This window comes from Rhodococcus sp. YH3-3, from assembly GCF_001653035.1.
In the GTDB taxonomy this organism is placed as follows: domain Bacteria; phylum Actinomycetota; class Actinomycetes; order Mycobacteriales; family Mycobacteriaceae; genus Rhodococcus_F; species Rhodococcus_F qingshengii.
Genome location: NZ_BCWH01000003.1, coordinates 828,970 through 846,707, shown reverse-complemented (window position 1 = coordinate 846,707; position 17,738 = coordinate 828,970). Strand labels below are relative to the sequence as shown.

The 17,738-nt window shown below is 62.4% G+C and carries 17 protein-coding genes and 2 pseudogenes; 9 read left to right on the top strand and 10 right to left on the bottom strand.

Features of this window, described 5'->3' with window-relative positions:
- Positions 1-26 precede the first annotated feature (26 nt).
- Positions 27-1,392: pseudogene (locus YH3_RS29265) on the bottom strand (replication-associated recombination protein A).
- A 123-nt stretch (positions 1,393-1,515) separates the two neighbouring features.
- Between YH3_RS29265 and YH3_RS29260 the strand changes: the two are divergent.
- Positions 1,516-1,896, top strand: a complete 381-nt coding sequence (locus tag YH3_RS29260) for a nuclear transport factor 2 family protein (RefSeq protein ID WP_064444578.1) — start codon at positions 1,516-1,518, stop codon at positions 1,894-1,896.
- A gap of 63 nt (positions 1,897-1,959) precedes the next feature.
- On the opposite strand, the gene YH3_RS29255 is transcribed toward YH3_RS29260, so the two are convergent.
- Both YH3_RS29255 and YH3_RS29250 read right to left on the bottom strand, forming a co-directional pair.
- A complete protein-coding gene (locus YH3_RS29255) occupies positions 1,960-3,141 on the bottom strand; it encodes a hypothetical protein (RefSeq protein WP_064444577.1) in 1,182 nt (393 codons plus the stop codon).
- Between the two features lie 191 nt (positions 3,142-3,332).
- Entirely contained in the window at positions 3,333-3,680 is a 348-nt protein-coding gene (locus YH3_RS29250; RefSeq protein WP_082920697.1) for a DUF389 domain-containing protein, read from the bottom strand.
- Between the two features lie 176 nt (positions 3,681-3,856).
- On the opposite strand from YH3_RS29250, the gene YH3_RS29245 reads away from it, so the two are divergent.
- On the top strand, positions 3,857-4,963 hold the full coding sequence (locus tag YH3_RS29245) for an IS110 family transposase (protein ID WP_082920510.1): 1,107 nt from the start codon (positions 3,857-3,859) through the stop codon (positions 4,961-4,963).
- Positions 4,964-4,979: 16 nt separating this feature from the next.
- Here YH3_RS29245 and YH3_RS29240 read toward each other — a convergent pair.
- Both YH3_RS29240 and aspS read right to left on the bottom strand, forming a co-directional pair.
- A pseudogene (locus YH3_RS29240) lies at positions 4,980-5,711 on the bottom strand (DUF389 domain-containing protein); the annotation flags it as partial.
- An 18-nt stretch (positions 5,712-5,729) separates the two neighbouring features.
- The gene (aspS, locus tag YH3_RS29235; protein WP_003944808.1) at positions 5,730-7,538 is read right to left on the bottom strand and encodes an aspartate--tRNA ligase; all 1,809 of its coding nucleotides are present in this window, start codon (positions 7,536-7,538) and stop codon (positions 5,730-5,732) included.
- 163 nt (positions 7,539-7,701) lie between these two features.
- Here aspS and YH3_RS29230 point away from each other — a divergent pair, with 163 nt between their 5' ends.
- From YH3_RS29230 to YH3_RS29220, 3 genes are all read left to right on the top strand, one after another.
- Positions 7,702-8,625 (top strand): neutral zinc metallopeptidase, encoded by a 924-nt coding sequence (locus YH3_RS29230; protein ID WP_064444575.1) that lies wholly within the window; start codon positions 7,702-7,704, stop codon positions 8,623-8,625.
- A gap of 74 nt (positions 8,626-8,699) precedes the next feature.
- Positions 8,700-9,329 carry a helix-turn-helix domain-containing protein gene (locus tag YH3_RS29225; protein ID WP_064444574.1) on the top strand — a complete coding sequence of 210 codons (630 nt, stop codon included), beginning with the start codon at positions 8,700-8,702 and terminating at the stop codon, positions 9,327-9,329.
- Positions 9,330-9,331: 2 nt separating this feature from the next.
- On the top strand, positions 9,332-10,048 hold the full coding sequence (locus YH3_RS29220) for a hypothetical protein (protein WP_064444573.1): 717 nt from the start codon (positions 9,332-9,334) through the stop codon (positions 10,046-10,048).
- 4 nt (positions 10,049-10,052) lie between these two features.
- Here YH3_RS29220 and YH3_RS29215 read toward each other — a convergent pair whose 3' ends face one another.
- From YH3_RS29215 to YH3_RS29200, 4 genes are all read right to left on the bottom strand, one after another.
- Positions 10,053-11,453, bottom strand: a complete 1,401-nt coding sequence (locus tag YH3_RS29215) for a DUF2252 domain-containing protein (RefSeq protein ID WP_064444572.1) — start codon at positions 11,451-11,453, stop codon at positions 10,053-10,055.
- Between the two features lie 31 nt (positions 11,454-11,484).
- Complete coding sequence (locus YH3_RS29210) at positions 11,485-11,904, bottom strand: DUF1622 domain-containing protein (protein WP_007728052.1); 420 nt, start codon at positions 11,902-11,904, stop codon at positions 11,485-11,487.
- A 51-nt stretch (positions 11,905-11,955) separates the two neighbouring features.
- Complete coding sequence (locus tag YH3_RS29205; RefSeq protein WP_238592725.1) at positions 11,956-12,987, bottom strand: ABC transporter substrate-binding protein; 1,032 nt, start codon at positions 12,985-12,987, stop codon at positions 11,956-11,958.
- A gap of 101 nt (positions 12,988-13,088) precedes the next feature.
- A complete protein-coding gene (locus YH3_RS29200; RefSeq protein ID WP_164490578.1) occupies positions 13,089-13,442 on the bottom strand; it encodes a zinc ribbon domain-containing protein YjdM in 354 nt (117 codons plus the stop codon).
- Between the two features lie 104 nt (positions 13,443-13,546).
- Between YH3_RS29200 and YH3_RS29195 the strand changes: the two genes are divergently transcribed.
- From YH3_RS29195 to YH3_RS29180, 4 genes are all read left to right on the top strand, one after another.
- Positions 13,547-14,179 carry a TetR/AcrR family transcriptional regulator gene (locus YH3_RS29195; protein WP_003944787.1) on the top strand — a complete coding sequence of 211 codons (633 nt, stop codon included), beginning with the start codon at positions 13,547-13,549 and terminating at the stop codon, positions 14,177-14,179.
- A gap of 41 nt (positions 14,180-14,220) precedes the next feature.
- Entirely contained in the window at positions 14,221-15,792 is a 1,572-nt protein-coding gene (locus YH3_RS29190) for an MDR family MFS transporter (protein ID WP_003944867.1), read from the top strand.
- 14 nt (positions 15,793-15,806) lie between these two features.
- Complete coding sequence (locus YH3_RS29185) at positions 15,807-16,406, top strand: CHAP domain-containing protein (protein ID WP_064444570.1); 600 nt, start codon at positions 15,807-15,809, stop codon at positions 16,404-16,406.
- Positions 16,407-16,615: 209 nt separating this feature from the next.
- On the top strand, positions 16,616-17,377 hold the full coding sequence (locus YH3_RS29180) for an HD domain-containing protein (RefSeq protein ID WP_064444569.1): 762 nt from the start codon (positions 16,616-16,618) through the stop codon (positions 17,375-17,377).
- Here YH3_RS29180 and YH3_RS29175 read toward each other — a convergent pair.
- Positions 17,345-17,716, bottom strand: coding sequence for a cupin domain-containing protein (locus YH3_RS29175; protein WP_054781205.1), 372 nt, complete (start codon positions 17,714-17,716; stop codon positions 17,345-17,347). The genes YH3_RS29180 and YH3_RS29175 overlap by 33 nt on opposite strands.
- Between the last annotated feature and the right edge of the window lie 22 nt (positions 17,717-17,738).

Here is a 17,738-nt window from a genome sequence, read left to right as displayed (position 1 = left end):
CGTCGGCCGGTGGAACCTGGCAGGCGTCAGCCACGAACTATTCGGCGAAGTTTGCTCACCCGATCGGCGATCTCCCGCTCGTTGCCGTGCGCGGTGGGCTGGTAATAGTCGACACCCACCAGATCGTCCGGTGGATACTGTTGCCGCAGAACACCATCACGTGTGTCGTGCGGGTACTTGTATCCGACTGCGTTGCCCAATTGCTCGGCGCCCTTGTAGTGCCCGTCACGCAGGTGCGGCGGTACCAGTCCGGATTTTCCGGCGGCCACGTCGGCCATGGCCGCGCCGAGTGCGGCGATGACCGCACCCGATTTGGGAGCCGTCGCCAGATGAATGGTGGCCTGTGCCAGCGCCAGACGAGCCTCCGGCATACCGATCAGCTGCACTGCCTGCGCCGCGGCGGTGGCAGTCTGCAGCGCCATCGGATCAGCCATGCCGATGTCTTCGCTGGCGTGAACCACCAGACGCCGTGCGATGAAGCGAGGGTCTTCGCCCGCGGTCAGCATCCGTGCGAGGTAGTGCAGGGCGGCGTCGACGTCTGATCCACGAATGCTCTTGATGAATGCACTGATGACGTCGTAGTGCTGATCTCCGGCACGGTCGTACCGAACCGCGGCCTTGTCGACACTGGCCTCGACGGTCGCGAGGTCGAGCACCACCGGGCCCGAAGCGTCACCGGCCGTGTCCGTCGCCGGCCGCCAGACGAACGAGGTGTTCCATCGCGTCGTCGTCGATCGTGATCGCTCCGCCGAACCCGCGTTCGTCGGCGACAGCGCGCTCGAGCAGTTCCTGGACATCCGCAGCGGTGAGCGATTGCAGTTGCAGGACCAACGAGCGCGACAACAGAGCGGAGACGACCGAGAACGACGGGTTCTCGGTGGTCGCGCCGACCAAGAGCACGATGCGGTTCTCGACCGCGGCGAGCAAGGCGTCCTGCTGGGTCTTGGAGAAGCGATGAACTTCGTCGATGAACAAGACGGTTTGTTCGCCGTTCAGCAGGCGGCGGCGCGCGAGTTCGATGACACCGCGGACTTCTTTGACTCCGGCGGACAGAGCCGACAGAGCCTCGAACCGGCGGCCGGTAGCACCCGAGATCAACGATGCGAGCGTGGTCTTGCCGGTGCCGGGAGGTCCGTACAGAAGTACCGATGCGGCGCCGGACCCCTCGACCATTCTGCGGAGTGGCGCGCCGGGCCCGAGTAAGTGCTGTTGGCCGACAACTTCACCAAGAGTGAGCGGACGCATGCGGACAGCCAGAGGAGCACCGGGCGGCACCGAGGACAGGGCGCGCTCGGCTACAGACACGACATCTGGTTCGTCGACGATCGCGGATTCCTCCGGAGTTGCCTCGAACAGGCCGTCTTCCGCCACCACGCCGTCTTTCGCCCCCACACTGTCTTCCGCTTGCCAATCGCTCACGAATCGACGCTACTAGAGACCACCGACGCCCGACACAATCCGCTGTTCCGCCAGCCCTCACCCAGTCGTGAATCCGCATTGGATAGCGTTGTCGCCATGAGCACCTCCGAGATCGCCACCGTCCTCGCGTGGCACGATGCACTCAACTCCCAAGACGTCGACACTCTGCTGCAGTTGTCGAGTGACGACATCGAGGTAGGCGGCCCCAAGGGCGCGAGCCAGGGACTCGCTGCCCTGCGCGAGTGGGCCACCAACGCCGGCATCACGCTCGTCCCCGGAAAGATGTACGTCCACCACGGCGTGGTCGTCGTCGAACAGACCGCAACGTGGGCGGCCGAACCGGACAAGTCCGCGACCCTGGCCTCTGCTTTCCGAGTCGTGGCCGACCAGGTGACGTCGACGTTCCGGCATCCCGATCTGGCGTCAGCGCTCGCGGCGACGGACCTGTCCGAGAACGATCTGGTCTCCGACAACTGAGCGGACTCGACCGAGAAAGGGCGCTCGTGCTTCGTGCACGGGCGCCCTTCTGTGTGTGATCGGTCAGCTGAACTCGGTCCGCAGCGCCGCCACGACGTCGCGGGCGTGTGCCTCGACGTCGTCGTTGCCGGCGAGCTGAGCCGAGCGTGCGAGCCTGGCCCAGCGTCCGACCAGTGCGTCGGCGCGTGGAATCGAGAGATAATGTTCGCGGACGGCGGCGATACGCGAATGATCCTCGGGCAGGTACAGATAGGTACTGAGCCAGACCCAGATGAGTTGGGCCTCGACGATCCTGCGCCCCAATTCGGCCTCGTCGGCCAGGGCGGGCCACATCCCCACTACCTCGGCCCGCCAGGCATCGACCATCGCCGACGCCCGCTCTTCGGTCAGGTCGATGTTGCACAGGCAGCCGGGAAAAGACACCAACGCGTAGGTGATGTCGAGGAGGGCGTCGCGGTAGCCACCCCACTCGTAGTCGAGGAACTGCACGCCGTCGTCGTTGACGATGATGTTGTCGGGGCACAAGTCCGACGGACTGAAGGCACGGAACCGACCGCCACTGAACAGTGTCTGCGCGTGCTGAACCTGCTCGAGAATGTCCGAACTCACATCGATCCCGAGACTTTCCACCAACATCGCGGGAACACCGGTCACTGCGCGTCCCACCTGATCCGCAACTTCATCGGAGCAATGGGCAACCTCGGCTCGACGCAGCAGTGCGGTGAAGTCGTCCTCCCGGCCGACGGTCGCGGCGTGCATGCGTCCCATTGCCTGAGCCATGGCCATCAACGTGTAAGTGACGGTGTCCGGGTCGGAGTCTTCGAGTCGGACGCTGATTGCGGTGGCGTCGCCGAGATCACTCAGGATCAGGAGGCGAGCATCGAGGTCGGACGCCAACAGTTCGGCGCCGGGGCGTGCGTCCTTGGCAAGCGCGTTGGCGAACTGATACGACACCGCTTCACGAAGGAATGCGGTCTCGACGTCGAAGTCACCTTCGGACGCGGCCGGGAGCGCAATCGCTGTTTTGGTAGCTCCCTGGAAGTTGTCGCGGACCTGCTTGATCACCAAAGTTCGGGGCAGGGAGAACGGGTTCTCGGCGACACGAACGCGCAGCACGACGGTGCGGCCACTCCCCCCGAGATCTACGGGATCCACCAGGGTTACGGGTGCCCCTGTGCGGCGTGTCAGCAACTGCTCAGCAGCTGCGACGACTTCGGAAACGGGGTCTGCCAGTAATGCGGTCATCACCGACCAACTTACCCGTTAGTGACTCCGATCATGCCCAGCTCGTCCGCTCGCAGCGGAGAATTCAAGGCCTCACAGCAACAGAAATTGCCGACTACCTGCGGCGATGACAAAAGTCCCCAATCGCCACACCGGCACACAGTTCTCTCGAGAATTTTGCTGTCGGTGAGCAGAACTCCGAACCGGCGACGTCATGGAGTTTTGTCCTCGTCGACAAATCGAGAAATGCCTTTCAACGCTGCTTCGAATTCCTCGTCGGCCCGGGTTCTGAGCCAGAGAACAAGCACGCAGGCAGTGACGATCCCAAGCAGGTTGACAGCCAGTTGCAGAGACGACAACCCGGCGATCCGCCATTCTCCGTTTGCTGCCGCAACCACCGCGAAACCGGCGGCAGGAACCGTGGTGACAGAGATGAACACCCCGACAGTGAGACTGTTTGTGCCGGTGTTTTCGGATTTCCTGACCGTTAACGCATGGAGACGAGAGAATGCTGGTGCCGGGAGTTCCCAGTGTTCCTGACCCGCACTCCGATCGACGATCGTATGTCTTTCCTTGGATTTGTCGGTTCCTGGGAACCCCCGGTGAGGCGCTACGCCTCACCGTCGGGGTGACCTGAGGAGAGCCTGCACCACCAGGTGCTCATCACTGTCTTGTCCGCCGGTTCGGTCGATGCGCGGCGCCGCCTTGCTCATCGGTCAACGGAGAGGAAAGCGACATGACAAGGATGCCTGACAAAGCCGATCTCGATCAAGACCGGGAAGTGTTCGCCGGAGTCGATACCCACAAAGAACTGCACGTCGCCGCGGTGATCGATACCGACGACAACGTCCTCGGAACTCGCAGTTTTCCGACCACCCGAAACGGGTATCGAACCATGCTGACCTGGATCGGCGAGTACGGCAATCTGATCCGGATCGGTATTGAGGGCACTGGCTCCTACGGAGCTGGGCTGACCCGCCACCTCGCGAAAGCCGGCGTGACGGTACTCGAGGTGGACCGCCCCGATCGCTCGGACCGCCGCCGTAAGGGCAAAAACGACGACCTCGATGCCATTAACGCAGCGCGTGCAGCCAAAACCAACCGGCGCACCACCACCCCGAAATCGAAAGACGGTGCCGTCGAGTCACTTCGTGTGTTGAGGGTGACCCGAGCCCATTCGGTACGAGAGCGGCGCAGTGCGCTGCAACTATTGCGGATGACGATCATCTCCGCTCCCGACGAGCTGCGCGAGCAGGTCCGCGATCTGACGCGGATGCAGCTGATACGCCTCCTCGCCGCGTGGCGGCCGGATGTCTCGAACGCTACCGATCCTGTGACCGCCTACCGGGTTTCGCTGAAATCCCTGGCTCGCCGCTATCTCGAATTGACCGACGAGATCGCCGATCTCGACGAACTGATCAACCCGATCGTGAAAGCCCTCGCACCTCAACTACTCGAGCGCGTCGGAATCGGTATCGAAGTCGCCGGACAAATGCTTGTCACCGCCGGCGACAATTCCGATCGAATGAAATCCGAAGCCGCGTTCGCGATGCTATGCGGTGTCGCGCCGCTACCCGCATCTTCTGGCATGACCCAACGCCACCGCCTCAATCGCGGCGGTGACCGCCAAGCCAACCGAGCCTTGCATCTGGCCGTCATCGGCCGCATTCGACTCGACCCGAAAACCCAGGCCTACGTAGAGAAGAAAACCAGCGAAGGCCACTCGAAACTGGAAACCATTCGGTGCCTGAAACGCTACCTGGCTCGCGAGGTCTACTACCTCCTCAACCCTGGACCGCAGACCATCACCCCGAACACCCGACACCATCGAAAAGCAGCTTGACTCTCAGGAGAGCATCCAAGGCAGCGGACTTCGACGAGACGAGTGCCAGCATCCCAGCCGCACCGGCAAGAAGCGCGACGACAAACGAAATGGGCCCGACCTTGTATACGAAATCGACCTCGTGGAGTGACTCGAGACTGACGACGTCCATCCATCCGAAGAACTTCACCACGAACGTTGCGGCAAGCGTCACGCCCATCGCGATGGGGAATCCGACGGCAAGCGCGAGAATCGAACGTCGACGCAACCGTCGATCTCGCCGTACGAGTGCGACTGCCAAAGCAGCCAGCGGACCGAACTCCGGACCGACGACCATGGCGCCGACGATCGTGATCTGAGAGTCGGTGACGACGCCGATCGCGGCCAGCAGACACGCAATGGTCAGGAACGCGACGAACAATCCGTTGAGAGTCGACTCTTCGCGAGTGCGGGACAGCAATTCCTCCCACACGACGGAATCCGCGGGATCACCAGGCACGTCACGCTCGGCTTTGCGCGCCGACGCCGACAACACCGTCTCGACCGGTACGAGCGTCATTCCGCCGTCCTCGGCGACGCCGAGTTCGTTCAGGGCATCGACGACGTCGTTTGCCGCCTCACGGGCGACGTCGGCCTCCACCATGTCGCCGGCAGGATGAACCGCGACATCGCGCATCACGACGATGTGTGTCGCGCCCCGCTGCGACGCGAGCGCACCGAGAACTTGCTCGGTGCGCTCGGTCGGGCAGATCACCCGCAAATGCAGCATGGCGATCCGGTGTCGGCTCTACTTGGCTTCGCCGGTGTCGCCTTCGGACTTCTTGTCCTCTGACTTCTTCTCGGGCTTCGCGTCGATACCCGATTCCTTGCGCTGCTGAGCCGAGATCGGTGCCGGAGCATCCGTCAGCGGGTCGACGCCGCCGCCGGATTTCGGGAACGCGATGACCTCACGGATGGAATCCATGCCGGCGAGGAGCGCGGTGATGCGGTCCCAGCCGAATGCGATTCCGCCGTGCGGCGGCGCACCGAAGGCGAAGGCGTCGAGGAGGAAGCCGAACTGCTCCTGCGCCTCTTCCTCGGAGATACCCATCACCTTGAACACTCGTTCCTGAATGTCCTTGCGGTGGATACGAATACTGCCGCCGCCGATCTCGTTGCCGTTGCAGACGATGTCGTAGGCGTAGGCGAGAGCGGAATCCGGATCGGTGTCGAACGTGTCGAAGAACTCCGGCTTCGGCGACGTGAACGCGTGGTGCACGGCGGTCCACGCGGAGTGGCCGAGAGCGACGTCACCGGATGCAGTGGCGTCGGCGGTCGGCTCGAACATCGGAGCGTCGACGATCCACACGAACGCCCACGCGTCAGGATCGATGAGGTCCTTCTTGCGGGCGATCTCACCACGGGCAGCGCCGAGGAGGGCGCGCATCGGCTTCGTTGCACCAGCTGCGAAGAAGACGCAGTCTCCCGGCTGAGCTCCGACGTGAGCCGCCAGGCCCTCACGCTCGGCGTCGGTCAGGTTCTTGGCAACAGGTCCACCGAGAGTGCCGTCTTCACCGACCAACACGTACGCCAGACCCTTGGCCCCACGCTGCTTGGCCCATTCCTGCCAGGCGTCGAGTTGCTTGCGCGGCTGGCTTGCACCACCGGGCATCACTACGGCGCCGACGTACTCCGCTTGGAACACGCGGAACGTCGTGTCCTTGAAGAAGTCCATGCACTCGACGAGTTCGATGTCGAAACGCAGGTCCGGCTTGTCGCTGCCGTAACGACGCATTGCCTCGGTGTAGGTCATGCGGTCGATCGGCGTCTTGATCTCGTGGCCGACGAGCTTCCAGAGCGCCGTCAGGATTTCCTCGGCGAGCAGGATGATGTCGTCCTGGTTGACGAAAGCCATCTCGATGTCGAGCTGAGTGAACTCGGGCTGGCGATCGGCGCGGAAATCCTCGTCGCGGTAGCAACGTGCGATCTGGTAGTAGCGCTCGATGCCGCCGACCATGAGGAGCTGCTTGAACAGCTGCGGGCTCTGCGGCAGTGCGTAGAAGCTACCGGGCTGAAGGCGCGACGGCACCAGGAAGTCACGGGCACCCTCGGGCGTCGAGCGCGTGAGCGTCGGAGTCTCGACCTCGACGAACTCGTGATGCGCGAGAACGCCGCGCGCTGCAGCACTTACCTTGGAGCGCAAGCGAATTGCGGAGCCGGGGCCTTCACGACGCAGGTCGAGGTAGCGGTACTTGAGGCGCGCTTCTTCGCCGACCTGATCGTCGAGCTGGAACGGCAGCGGTGCGCTTTCGTTGAGAACCTCGAGTTCAGTGGCGTTGACCTCGATTGCTCCGGTGGGGATCTCGAAGTTCTGGTTGCCCTCGGGGCGAACCTCGACCGTTCCGGTCACGCGAACGCAGTATTCCGCGCGCAGACGGTGCGCCTGCTCGGCCACGTCACCTGCCCGGAAAACTACCTGCGCAACTCCGGATGCATCACGGAGATCAATGAAGATCACTCCGCCGTGATCACGACGCCTGGCTACCCAACCGGTGAGCGTTACGGTCTGCTCTGCCTGCTCGGGTCGCAATGAACCGGCGAGATGTGTGCGCAGCACGGGATTCCTTTCGAACTACTTCCAATAACCGACGACCGACTACTTTGCCTGCGATCCTACGGAGCGAACTGCACAGAGCGGAAACGCGGACCCGCATCGCATGCGAAGCTATCTCCAGAAGTGACGGCAAGCACTTGTTCACGACAGCAGAAAGCGGACATAGATGACCTTCAACGAGGGGGCCCGCGGCGAAGCGGGACGCGTTCAGGTTCAAGGCGGCGGGGGTGGCGGTGGCCGCGGCGGCAAAATCGCGATCGGCGGTGGCGCGGGCGGCATTATCGTTCTGATCCTGGCGCTGTTGTTCGGCGGTGACCCCGGCTCACTCCTGGGTACGTCTACCGAGACTTCGAGTTCAGCGACCGGACTGTCGTCGGTCGACGAGTGCACCGGCGCTCAGGCAAACGCCGATGTGAACTGCCGCGTCACACTGACCGTCGGAAGCCTCGACGACGTTTGGGAACAGCAGTTGGTCAAGCAGACCGGCACGGCGTACGTGCGACCCGAAGTCATTCTGTTCAGCGGTTCGGTCAACACCGGTTGCGGCCAGGCGTCTAGTGACGTCGGTCCGTTCTACTGCCCGGCCGACCAGACTGCGTACTTCGACACGAGTTTCTTCCAACTACTCGTCGACCGTTTCGGTTCCAGCGCCGGACCGCTCGCACAGGAGTACGTGGTCGCGCACGAGTTCGGACATCACATCCAGAATCAGCTCGGCGACATCGGCCGCGCGCAGGCCGACCCGCAGGGTGAGCAGTCGGGTGCGGTTCGCACCGAACTCCAGGCCGATTGCTACGCAGGCGTCTGGGCACATTTTGCGGACACGATTCCCGATCAGGCGACCGGTCAACCGTTCCTGAAGCCCTTGTCAAAAGACGACATTCGCGACGCGTTGTCCGCCGCCTCGTCGGTGGGCGACGACCGTATCCAAAAGTCCACGACCGGTCGGGTCAACCCTGAAGGTTGGACACACGGCTCCTCCGCACAGCGTCAGGCGTGGTTCATGACCGGATACCAGACCGGCCAGATTTCGTCGTGTGACACGTACTCGGCGCGGGATCTGAACAACCCGCCCGACCTCAAGCGATAGCGAATCTCCGAAACCATCCCACCGACAATTTTTTCTGTCTTGACAGATTTAGTTGTCGGTGGGATGGTTTTCTCATGTTGGACGTAGCAGTCATCGATCGCCCCGGAGCTGCCGAGGCGTCGCTCGATCCGATTCGGCAACGGATTCTGGCCGAATTGGCGGTGCCGGGATCGGCATCCTCGCTGGCGCCCCGGATCGGGCTGACACGCCAGAAGGTGAACTACCACCTGCGCACTCTCGAAGTCCACGGACTTGTCGAGCTCGTCGAGGAACGCAAGCGAGGCAACATGACCGAGCGAATCATGCAGGCCAGTGCCGCGTCGTACGTCATCTCCCCCGCTGCAATGTCGGCGCTCGCGCCGGACCCGGGCCGGTTCCCGGATCAACTCTCGGCGCGCTGGCTCGTCAGCCTCGCAGCGCGGATCGTCCGAGAGGTCGGCGAACTGATCGCCGGCGCAACTGCGGCCGGAAAACCGTTGGCGTCCTTTGCCATCGACAGCGACATCACCTTTGCCACGGCGGCCGACCGTGCCGCCTTCGCCGGCGAACTCGGCGAGTCGATCAACTCACTCGTCGCCAAGTATCACAACGGCAATTCCGAAGGCGGACGCAAACACCGCCTCGTTGTCGCCCTGCATCCCAGCCTCACCACACCCCAAACCATCACAACCCAAGCGATCGACGCGCCCGAAACGGAGAAGTAGCAATGTCCGAGAAATTCGAAATCCGCCGCGAGGTGGTCGTCCCAGGAACCCCCGAGCAGATCTGGGCCGCCATCTCGGCCGAAACGGCCGGCTGGATGTTCCCCTCCCCTCTCGAGATCCCCGCCGACGGCAGCCGCCCGGACAGCCCGATCATCGCCACGTGGGAGCCACCCCGCGAACTCGCCATCCACATGCAAGGCCCCGACGGCTGGTTCAACAACCTCGAATACGTCGTCGAGGCCCGCGACGAGAGCACCGCCGTTGTCCGCTACGTCCACGCCGGAGTGTTTGCCGAGGACTGGGACAACCAGTACGACGGCGCGAGCAAGCACACGGACTTCTACCTGCACAGTCTCGGCCAGTACGTGCGGTACTTCGCCGGCAGGCCCACCACCTATGTCTCGGCTGAAGGCCCGGAATCCTCTTCCGCGCCGCAAGCGATGGGAACGCTTCGCAGCGCCCTCGGAATCACCTCGGGCGCCGCTGTCGGTGACTCCGCGTCGGTGGAAGTCCCCGGAATCGGAACCGTCGACGCGATTGTCGACTACATCAACGACTGGTTCATCGGCTTGCGCACCCAGGACGCATTGCTGCGGTTCTACGGCCGAAATGCTTTCGGCGGCACCGTCGACGCGGCCCATCACCTCTTCGCAGAGGGTGCTGACGGTGGATCAGCAACGGCAGCGTGGCAGGGCTGGCTCGACGGCGTGTTCGCCTGAGTCGTCACACTCCCCGCTCTGCTGACACGCGACCGTCGTCGATCGCGGTCAGCAGAGCGGCATGATCGCGTGCATTGCGCTTGGCGTAGGCAGCCGCGAACTCCCCGATCGCGAAATCGAATTCGGTTCCGTCACCGAGATATTCGGCGATCGCTATCCGATCGGACGAGCGAGCGTGTGCGTAGGCAAGGACCCTGGCGCACAGGCGCCCGTAGAGTTCCAGCCCCTGCGGCACCATCTCTTCGATGACTGCCGACCCTTTACCGTCACGCAGTTGACGAATGTAGAAATCGTGCTCACCCTCGTCGAGCCCCGGCCCTCGTTCCCAGCCGAGAAAGATGTCGCTTGTCGCTTGCATCAAGCGTTGCCCGTTGACGACGCGTTCCCCTTCGTTCTTGAAGGTCGGACCATCGACGTAGCCGGACAATACCGAGGGTTGCGCTTCCTTGACCTGCAGGATCAACGGATCGTCGTCGTCGACTCCTTTCATGAGGATCATCCATGCGCGTGTTCCGACGCTCCCGACACCGACAACCTTCCGCGCAATGTGCGTCATCTCGAAGCTTTCGAGCAACACCCGACGGTCCCACTGCAGCGTGCTCCGATACGACCGAACGCGCTGACGTAGCAACTCCTCGATCTGCGTGAGATCGGTCCCTGCGAACAACTCGTTTGCGGGCACGATCAGCGGCGGATCACTGATGAATTGCCGCCGGCCGTCGACGATTTCGGTGAACTTGCCTGCCGCCTGCACACTGTCGCGGCGACGAGCCTTGTCCAGCGTCGCTTGTGTGCGAGCAAGCATGCGCTTCTTCAGGTCGATCTGGAGAGCCTCGAGCCCGTCCTCGGGTGCGATGTGCGAGTACCAGACTGCAAGATTTCCCAATCCTGCCTGGGTGATCATGGTTTCCCGATACTCGGCCGCGCATCCGCGAACGATCTTCTTCCGCTCCTTGCCCGAAAATCCGTTGTCCTTTGCGGCGATCACCAAACTTGCGGCCAGTCGTTTCACGTCCCATTCGAACGGTCCCGGGTACGTTTCGTCGAAGTCGTTGATGTCGAACGCGAGCTTTCGCTCGGGCGTCGCATAGATACCGAAGTTGCTCAGGTGCGCGTCGCCGCAGAGTTGGCTGGCAAGACCCGAATCCGGACTGTGTGACAAATCGTCGGCCATCACCAGAGCAGCGCCGCGGAAGAACGAGAACCGCGATGCCGACATCCGCCCGTATCGGATGGGCACCAGGTCCTGTACCCGCGACTTCGCCTGCAATTCGAGCAGTGATATCGGATCACGGTCACTCTCTGCCAGATCCGCGAGCGCGGCCAATGGCGTATCTCTACGCGCCTGACGGCCGCGCGCCCGCCTTTCGTCGACCGTGAGATGCTCGGTACGCACTGCTGTCATCTGCCCGACCTTTCACTCGCAACGGCTATCGCTACGAACTCGACGCGTCGGGCGTCGTGCGGCCTCCTGATCCGCGCGCTGCGCGTACCAGGAGTTCCGGACTTGACACCAACGCCTTGCGCCACGGAAGTACCCCGTCGATCTCAATCTGAATCGACAGGCTCAGCACGGTCCTAATAAGAACGATCATGCCCAGAACTGCGGCGTCTGTCAGCGACGGCGACGACGTCACCGTCTTCACCAGATCAGCGGCGACAAGGATCTCGAGGCCGAGAAGGATGACCGCGCCCATGGTCTCGCGCAGAGTACGAAACGCCGAACTACCGTCCCGCGTTCGACTCCATGCGCGCCCCGCGATCACGAATGCGAACACGAACCCGAGAACCATGGCGACAACACCGAGTACCTCGAACCATTCGGTGACCAGCTCGAAGAACCTGATTTTGTCCATGGTCATGATTCTCGAGGTAATGCACCGATAAGTCGAGGTGACACGACGGCGTCAGCTGAAGATCCGCTCGATGTCGTCGAGTCGCAGCTCGGTCGCGCGGGGAGAATAGCCCGAGCCCCACAGGCTGTCGTCGACGTAATGGACGTTCCCCGAGCGGACAGCGGGAAGACGCTCCCAGAGCGGGTTCATCGCCAACTGCGCGCGGACGTCCTGCTGGTCCTGGAATGCGCCCACGATGATCACGTCGCTGGTCACCTGATCGAGTTGCTCCGCTGTGAGTGTGCGCGTGAACTCCTCCGATGTAGCTCGTTCGCCGGGGAAACCGAGGGCGTCGAGAAGAGCGTCGACCTGGTTGTAGACGACACCGTTCTCGCCGGTGCGGAGGAGGGTCACCGACGGCAACGAACCGAGGGCGGAGAGTCGATCCTTGATTGTGAGGAGGCGCTCTTCCGTTCTCGCGTTCAATTCCGCAGCAGCGTCTTCGCGTCGGACCGCGACGCCCGTCGAGGTGACCAACTTCTTCATCTCGGCCCACGTGAGGTACCCGTTGAAGCCGGCGAATACTGGAACACCGGTCGCGGAGAGTTCGTCGTAGGACTTTGCCGCATAAGCATTTCCGGCGGTCAGGAGCATGACGATCAGATCCGGCGACGCGCCGATGATCGCTTCCTTGTTCCACGTCCCCGCCGTGCCGAGGTTCGGGATGTTCGCAGCCTCCGGCATCGTACGCAACACCGCGTCACCGCTCACACCCTCGAGACCGAAGAAGCCGCCGACGATCTTCTCCGGCGGCACACCGAGGTCGAGCACCGTCGCCATGGCGCTGACATGGGCGATGACCATTCGCTGCGGGTCCGACGGAATCTCGACACTGCCCGTCTCATCCTGCACTGTGACGAGACCACTTGGCGCCGAGCCGTTTTCGTCGCTGCTGCACGCTGCAAGCAAGGTCGCGGCCGCGGCACCGAGCCCGGCGCCGAGGAAACCCCTGCGCGTCAGCGCATCGACGATGCGTTTCCACTGCTCGTCTGTATCGAGTGCGGTGTTATCGAGTGCGGGCGCCAGGCAGATCGAGTTCGGCACAGTTCGGTCCATTCGTTCGAGCGGTCGAGAATCACCTCGATTGTGGCTATCGAACCGTCGAAACTGAACAGGATTTCGAGCCGACAACTATCGCTGTCCGGTCACACCTTCTTGACGACGCTCGACTTCAATTGCATCGGTCCGATGCCGTCGACCTTGCAGTCGATGTCGTGGTCACCAACACCCTGAACAAGGCGGATGTTGCGAACTTTCGTACCTGACTTGATGCCGGTCGGACTGCCCTTCACCTTGAGCGTCTTGACGACCGTCACCGTGTCGCCGTCCGCAAGAATGTTGCCTACGGCATCTTTCACCACACCCAGGTCCTCGCCGGCACTATCGGTCGGCGCCCACTCGTGCGCGCAGGACGGGCAGACCATCAACGCGCCCATCTCGTAGGTGTATTCGCCGGCGCATTCAGGGCAAGGGGGCAAGGTGTCTTCCACGCGGTTCATCCTATCCACCAGGCACCCGATCCCCATTTTTGCATTTCATGAGGCATTCTTGGGCGAAATATTGCATTCGATGAAACTTTGCACTCTGTGCAATTATGGATGAAATGGGAACCGAAACTCTCGGATTGCGCGAACGAAAACGAATTGCGACGAGGCAGCTGATCGAGCACACCGCCGTCGAACTCGTTCTCGACCTGGGCTATGACGAAGTGACCGTCGAGAAAATCTGCGAAGCCTGCAATCTGTCGACCCGCACGTTCTTCAACTACTTCCCCACCAAGGACGCAGCGATCGGTGGGCTCATGCTCGTCGTGCCAAGTGAGACGACCATGCTCACGCTCATCGGCGAGCACCCGGACGATCCGCTGCGCGGCGCCCTCGCGGTATTCGAGGCGGCGATGCAAATCGTCGACGAGCGACCCGATCTGCTCGCGCATCGACGCGAATTGTTCGAGCGTCATCCCACGCTGTTGCAACAACATCTGGCCACCTTCCACGATCTTGAAGACACGCTCACCCGGATCCTCACGCGGGAGTTGTCGAACAGAACCGAGTATCGCCGCCTGCACTCGGACACAGCCGCTGCCGACGAAGCCACAGCAACGGTCATCACCGCAGGCGCCGCGATGCGTTACGTCTTCCGAAAATGGCAGAACAGTGAACGGGCAAGCCCCAGAACAGATTTGCTCGATCCGGCACTACTCCTGATGGCTCGAATACTGAGGTCCGAGAGCTGATCCACACTCTCGCACCCGCCGTCACTCAACTAAGGAACTACATGTCCACTCGAGAAGCTGCGACCGTCGAGCCCGACGGCACGCATACCGACACCGAGGCCTCGCCGGACAAACGGTCGATCATCCTCGTTTTTGTCGGGCTGATGATCACGATGCTTCTGGCTTCGCTCGACCAGATGATCTTCAGTACCGCGTTGCCCACCATCGTGGGCGAATTGAACGGCGTCAACCACATGGTCTGGGTGACGACGGCATACATCCTCGCCTCGACCGTCATGATGCCGGTGTACGGAAAACTCGGTGACCTGATCGGCCGCAAGGGCCTCTTCATCGGCGCCATCAGCATTTTCATCGTCGGTTCGGTGATCGGCGGTCTGTCCCACGACATGACCACACTCATCGCTGGTCGAGCCGTGCAGGGACTCGGCGGCGGCGGATTGATCCTGCTGTCCCAGGCGATCATCGCCGACGTCGTCCCCGCCAGGCAACGCGGCCGGTACATGGGTGCGATGGGCGGGGTGTTCGCACTGGCTTCGGTTGCCGGTCCCCTACTCGGCGGCTGGTTCACCGAGGGCATCGGTTGGCGTTGGGCCTTCTGGATCAACATCCCCCTAGGCCTACTCGCCATCGCGAGCGCGATGGCATTTCTGCACCTGCGGAAGCCGAACCTCGGCAAGCCTCGCATCGACTATCTGGGCATGGTTCTCGTCGCGACGGCAGCGACGTGTCTGATCCTGTTCACGACCTGGGGCGGAAACACCTACGCCTGGGGATCGGCCGTCATCATCGGGTTGATCGTCGGCTGCGTCGTGACGGCAGTGGCTTTTGTCTTCGTCGAAAAGCGTGCCGACGAACCGGTGATTCCGATGCACCTGTTCGCTCAGCGCAACTTCGTGTTGACCACCGTCGCCGGCCTGATCATCGGAATCGCCATGTTCGGTGCGCTCGCCTACCTGCCGACCTACATCCAAATGGTGACCGGCAAGAACGCCACCGAAGCTGGATTGATGATGATTCCCATGATGGCGGGCCTGCTCGTCGCCTCCATCGGGTCCGGCCAGCTGGTCAGCAAGACCGGCCGCTACAAGATCTTCCCCATCGTCGGAACATCCATCGTCGCTGTTGCTCTGGTCCTGCTCTCACGTCTGACGCCGTCGACCTCACTGCTGGTCTTCGGTTGCTACATCGCACTCATGGGTATCGGACTCGGCCTCGTCATGCAGATCTTGATCTTGATCGTGCAGAACACCTTCCCCGCGGCCGAAGTGGGAACGGCCACCGCGTCGAACAACTTCTTCCGCCAGATCGGTGCGTCGTTGGGCAGCGCGATCGTGGGCAGCCTGTTCGCCTCGCGTCTGACCAATCTCCTGGCCGAGCGACTCCCGGCGAATGGCGGCGCGGTCGGTGGTGACGAGAACTCCTTGACCCCGGGAATCCTCTGGAAGTTGCCGAGCCAGGTTCGCGAGATCATCGTCGGTGCATACAACGACGCGCTGGCGCCGATCTTCCTGTACCTCGTCCCCTTGGTCATCGCGGCGGTTGTCCTGTTGCTCTTCGTCAAGGAGAAGCCCCTCGCGACGACGATCGATCGCTCGGCGCCCCCGCTCGAGTAATTGACTATCGTGGCGTGATGTCGCACGCACCGAATACGCCCAGACGCACTCTCGCTGTTCTGGGCGTATTCGGCGTTGTGGTGGTCGTAGTTGTCGCCGGCGCACTGTGGTGGTTCGCGCGCGGCGACGACGCTCTTGCCGGCGAGAATCTCGATTCGTTCCCGGCCGTCGACCACAGCATTCTCAGCGCTCAGCAGAGTGCGCTACTGGGCGTCCTCGAGCAGGAGTGGGAGTCAGGGAGTCCCGGCACCAAATACGCCGAGGGTGTCGAAGAATCGTGGTGTGCCGATTTCGTGAGCTGGTCGATGAACCAGATCGGCACGCCGTTCTCGAACCCCAACTCAGGGTCGTGGCGCATCCCCGGGGTGTACACGCTGCAGGAGTATTACGAGTCCGTCGACGCGTTTGTCCCCTACGGTCGGGACTACCAACCCAAGGTCGGCGACACGATCCTGTACGGCGACTCGAGCCCCTTCGGCCAACACGTCAACGTCGTTCTGGTCAACGACGGCGGCACTCTGACGACCGTCGGCGGCAACGAGAACAACAAGGTCATGCTCCATCGCATCGTCCCGTCGGAAGTCCCGGGGATCGTCGGGTTCGGCGTCATCTGAGCCCGAGCCCCACCGTCGTTGCTTGATGGTTCTTGCGATGTGCAGAGGTGAGGCTACAGATTCGGGGTTGCCGTTGGATGGGACTTGCTATCAACCAATATTCGGATAATTCGGTGTTTCCGTCATTGACAGATATTAGACATCTGTGAAGAAGTTTCCCTGCCAACTAGATTCGTATCCAGCTGTCCCCCACCCAGAACAGGAATTCGATGCGCCCTGGTGAGCTCACCACTCTCGAGCAGATACAACTCATGGCCCGCGCGGCTGCTGCGCAGGCCATGAGTGCTCCGTCGATGCTCCGACTGCGGCTCGGCCGCTACCCCACTCGCACACCCGAGCTGCGCAAACGCCCACTCCCCGACACCAAGCTGTGCAGCGAAGCGCTCGATCACGCCAGAGGAACCCTCTCCCCCGCGGTCTTGAACCACAGCCTGCGCTGCTGGATCTGGGCCGACGCCTTCGCGCAGATCGATGCGATCGAGTACGACCCCGAAGATCTCTTCACTGCGTGCGCCCTTCACGATGTCGGACTGGGCGCAGAAGGATCGGCCGAGCACGGGTGTTTCACCTACATCAGTGCCGCAGACGCAGAAGAACTCGCGACCCGAGTGGGAACTTCGGAGGGGTCCCTACAGCGAATCGGCGAAGCGATCCGTCTGCACATGGATCTGACCGTCGACCGCGGCGCGGGCGCTGACGCCTATCTACTGCATGCCGCAGCGCATTTCGACGTTGCCGGTCGGCGTGCGCCCGAAATTCCGCGAGCAACTGTTGATGCAACAATCGCGGAGTACCCGCGAACAGGGTTCACCGACGAGTTCACGCAGTCGATGCGGCGCGAGGTCCAGCTCCGTCCGCACTCTCGCGCGGCGACGCTCTGGAGATCGGGCATGGCACTGCCGCTCCGAACCAATCCCCTGGATTGGAAGAGCCGCAAGCTACGTCCAGTCCTCGAGCACCGCGGTTCGTGATCCTCCGACGTTCCCGGTATTCACCACGCCCACGGGTTCGATCAACATCACCTCCGCTTCCTCTTCGGCGATGGGACAATGCTCGACTCCGCGAGGTACAACGAACAATTCACCGGGCCCCAGCGAAACATCTCCGTCGCGCAGTTGGATTCGGATCTGCCCCTTTGTCACCAGAAACATTTCGTCGGTGTCGGTGTGGGAGTGCCAGACGAATTCACCTTTGATCTTGACGATCTTGATCTCGTAGTCATTGAGGCCCGCAATCTTCTTGGGCGACCAGTGCTCGGTGAACTGACCGAACTTCTCGCGGAGCGATACCGCTGTTGCCGAACTGTTCATGTTGTTCCTCCCTCGGGCGCGC

What these genes read in the sequence shown, in the direction of transcription:
- YH3_RS29225 (WP_064444574.1), top strand. Translation starts at nt 8,700, where the DNA reads ATGTTGGACGTAGCAGTCATCGATCGCCCCGGAGCTGCCGAGGCGTCG.
- YH3_RS29200 (WP_164490578.1), bottom strand. Translation starts at nt 13,442, where the DNA reads ATGAACCGCGTGGAAGACACCTTGCCCCCTTGCCCTGAATGCGCCGGC.
- YH3_RS29255 (WP_064444577.1), bottom strand. Translation starts at nt 3,141, where the DNA reads ATGACCGCATTACTGGCAGACCCCGTTTCCGAAGTCGTCGCAGCTGCT.
- YH3_RS29195 (WP_003944787.1), top strand. Translation starts at nt 13,547, where the DNA reads ATGGGAACCGAAACTCTCGGATTGCGCGAACGAAAACGAATTGCGACG.
- YH3_RS29175 (WP_054781205.1), bottom strand. Translation starts at nt 17,716, where the DNA reads ATGAACAGTTCGGCAACAGCGGTATCGCTCCGCGAGAAGTTCGGTCAG.
- YH3_RS29245 (WP_082920510.1), top strand. Translation starts at nt 3,857, where the DNA reads ATGACAAGGATGCCTGACAAAGCCGATCTCGATCAAGACCGGGAAGTG.
- YH3_RS29210 (WP_007728052.1), bottom strand. Translation starts at nt 11,904, where the DNA reads ATGGACAAAATCAGGTTCTTCGAGCTGGTCACCGAATGGTTCGAGGTA.
- YH3_RS29180 (WP_064444569.1), top strand. Translation starts at nt 16,616, where the DNA reads ATGCGCCCTGGTGAGCTCACCACTCTCGAGCAGATACAACTCATGGCC.
- YH3_RS29230 (WP_064444575.1), top strand. Translation starts at nt 7,702, where the DNA reads ATGACCTTCAACGAGGGGGCCCGCGGCGAAGCGGGACGCGTTCAGGTT.
- YH3_RS29190 (WP_003944867.1), top strand. Translation starts at nt 14,221, where the DNA reads ATGTCCACTCGAGAAGCTGCGACCGTCGAGCCCGACGGCACGCATACC.
- YH3_RS29220 (WP_064444573.1), top strand. Translation starts at nt 9,332, where the DNA reads ATGTCCGAGAAATTCGAAATCCGCCGCGAGGTGGTCGTCCCAGGAACC.
- YH3_RS29260 (WP_064444578.1), top strand. Translation starts at nt 1,516, where the DNA reads ATGAGCACCTCCGAGATCGCCACCGTCCTCGCGTGGCACGATGCACTC.
- YH3_RS29215 (WP_064444572.1), bottom strand. Translation starts at nt 11,453, where the DNA reads ATGACAGCAGTGCGTACCGAGCATCTCACGGTCGACGAAAGGCGGGCG.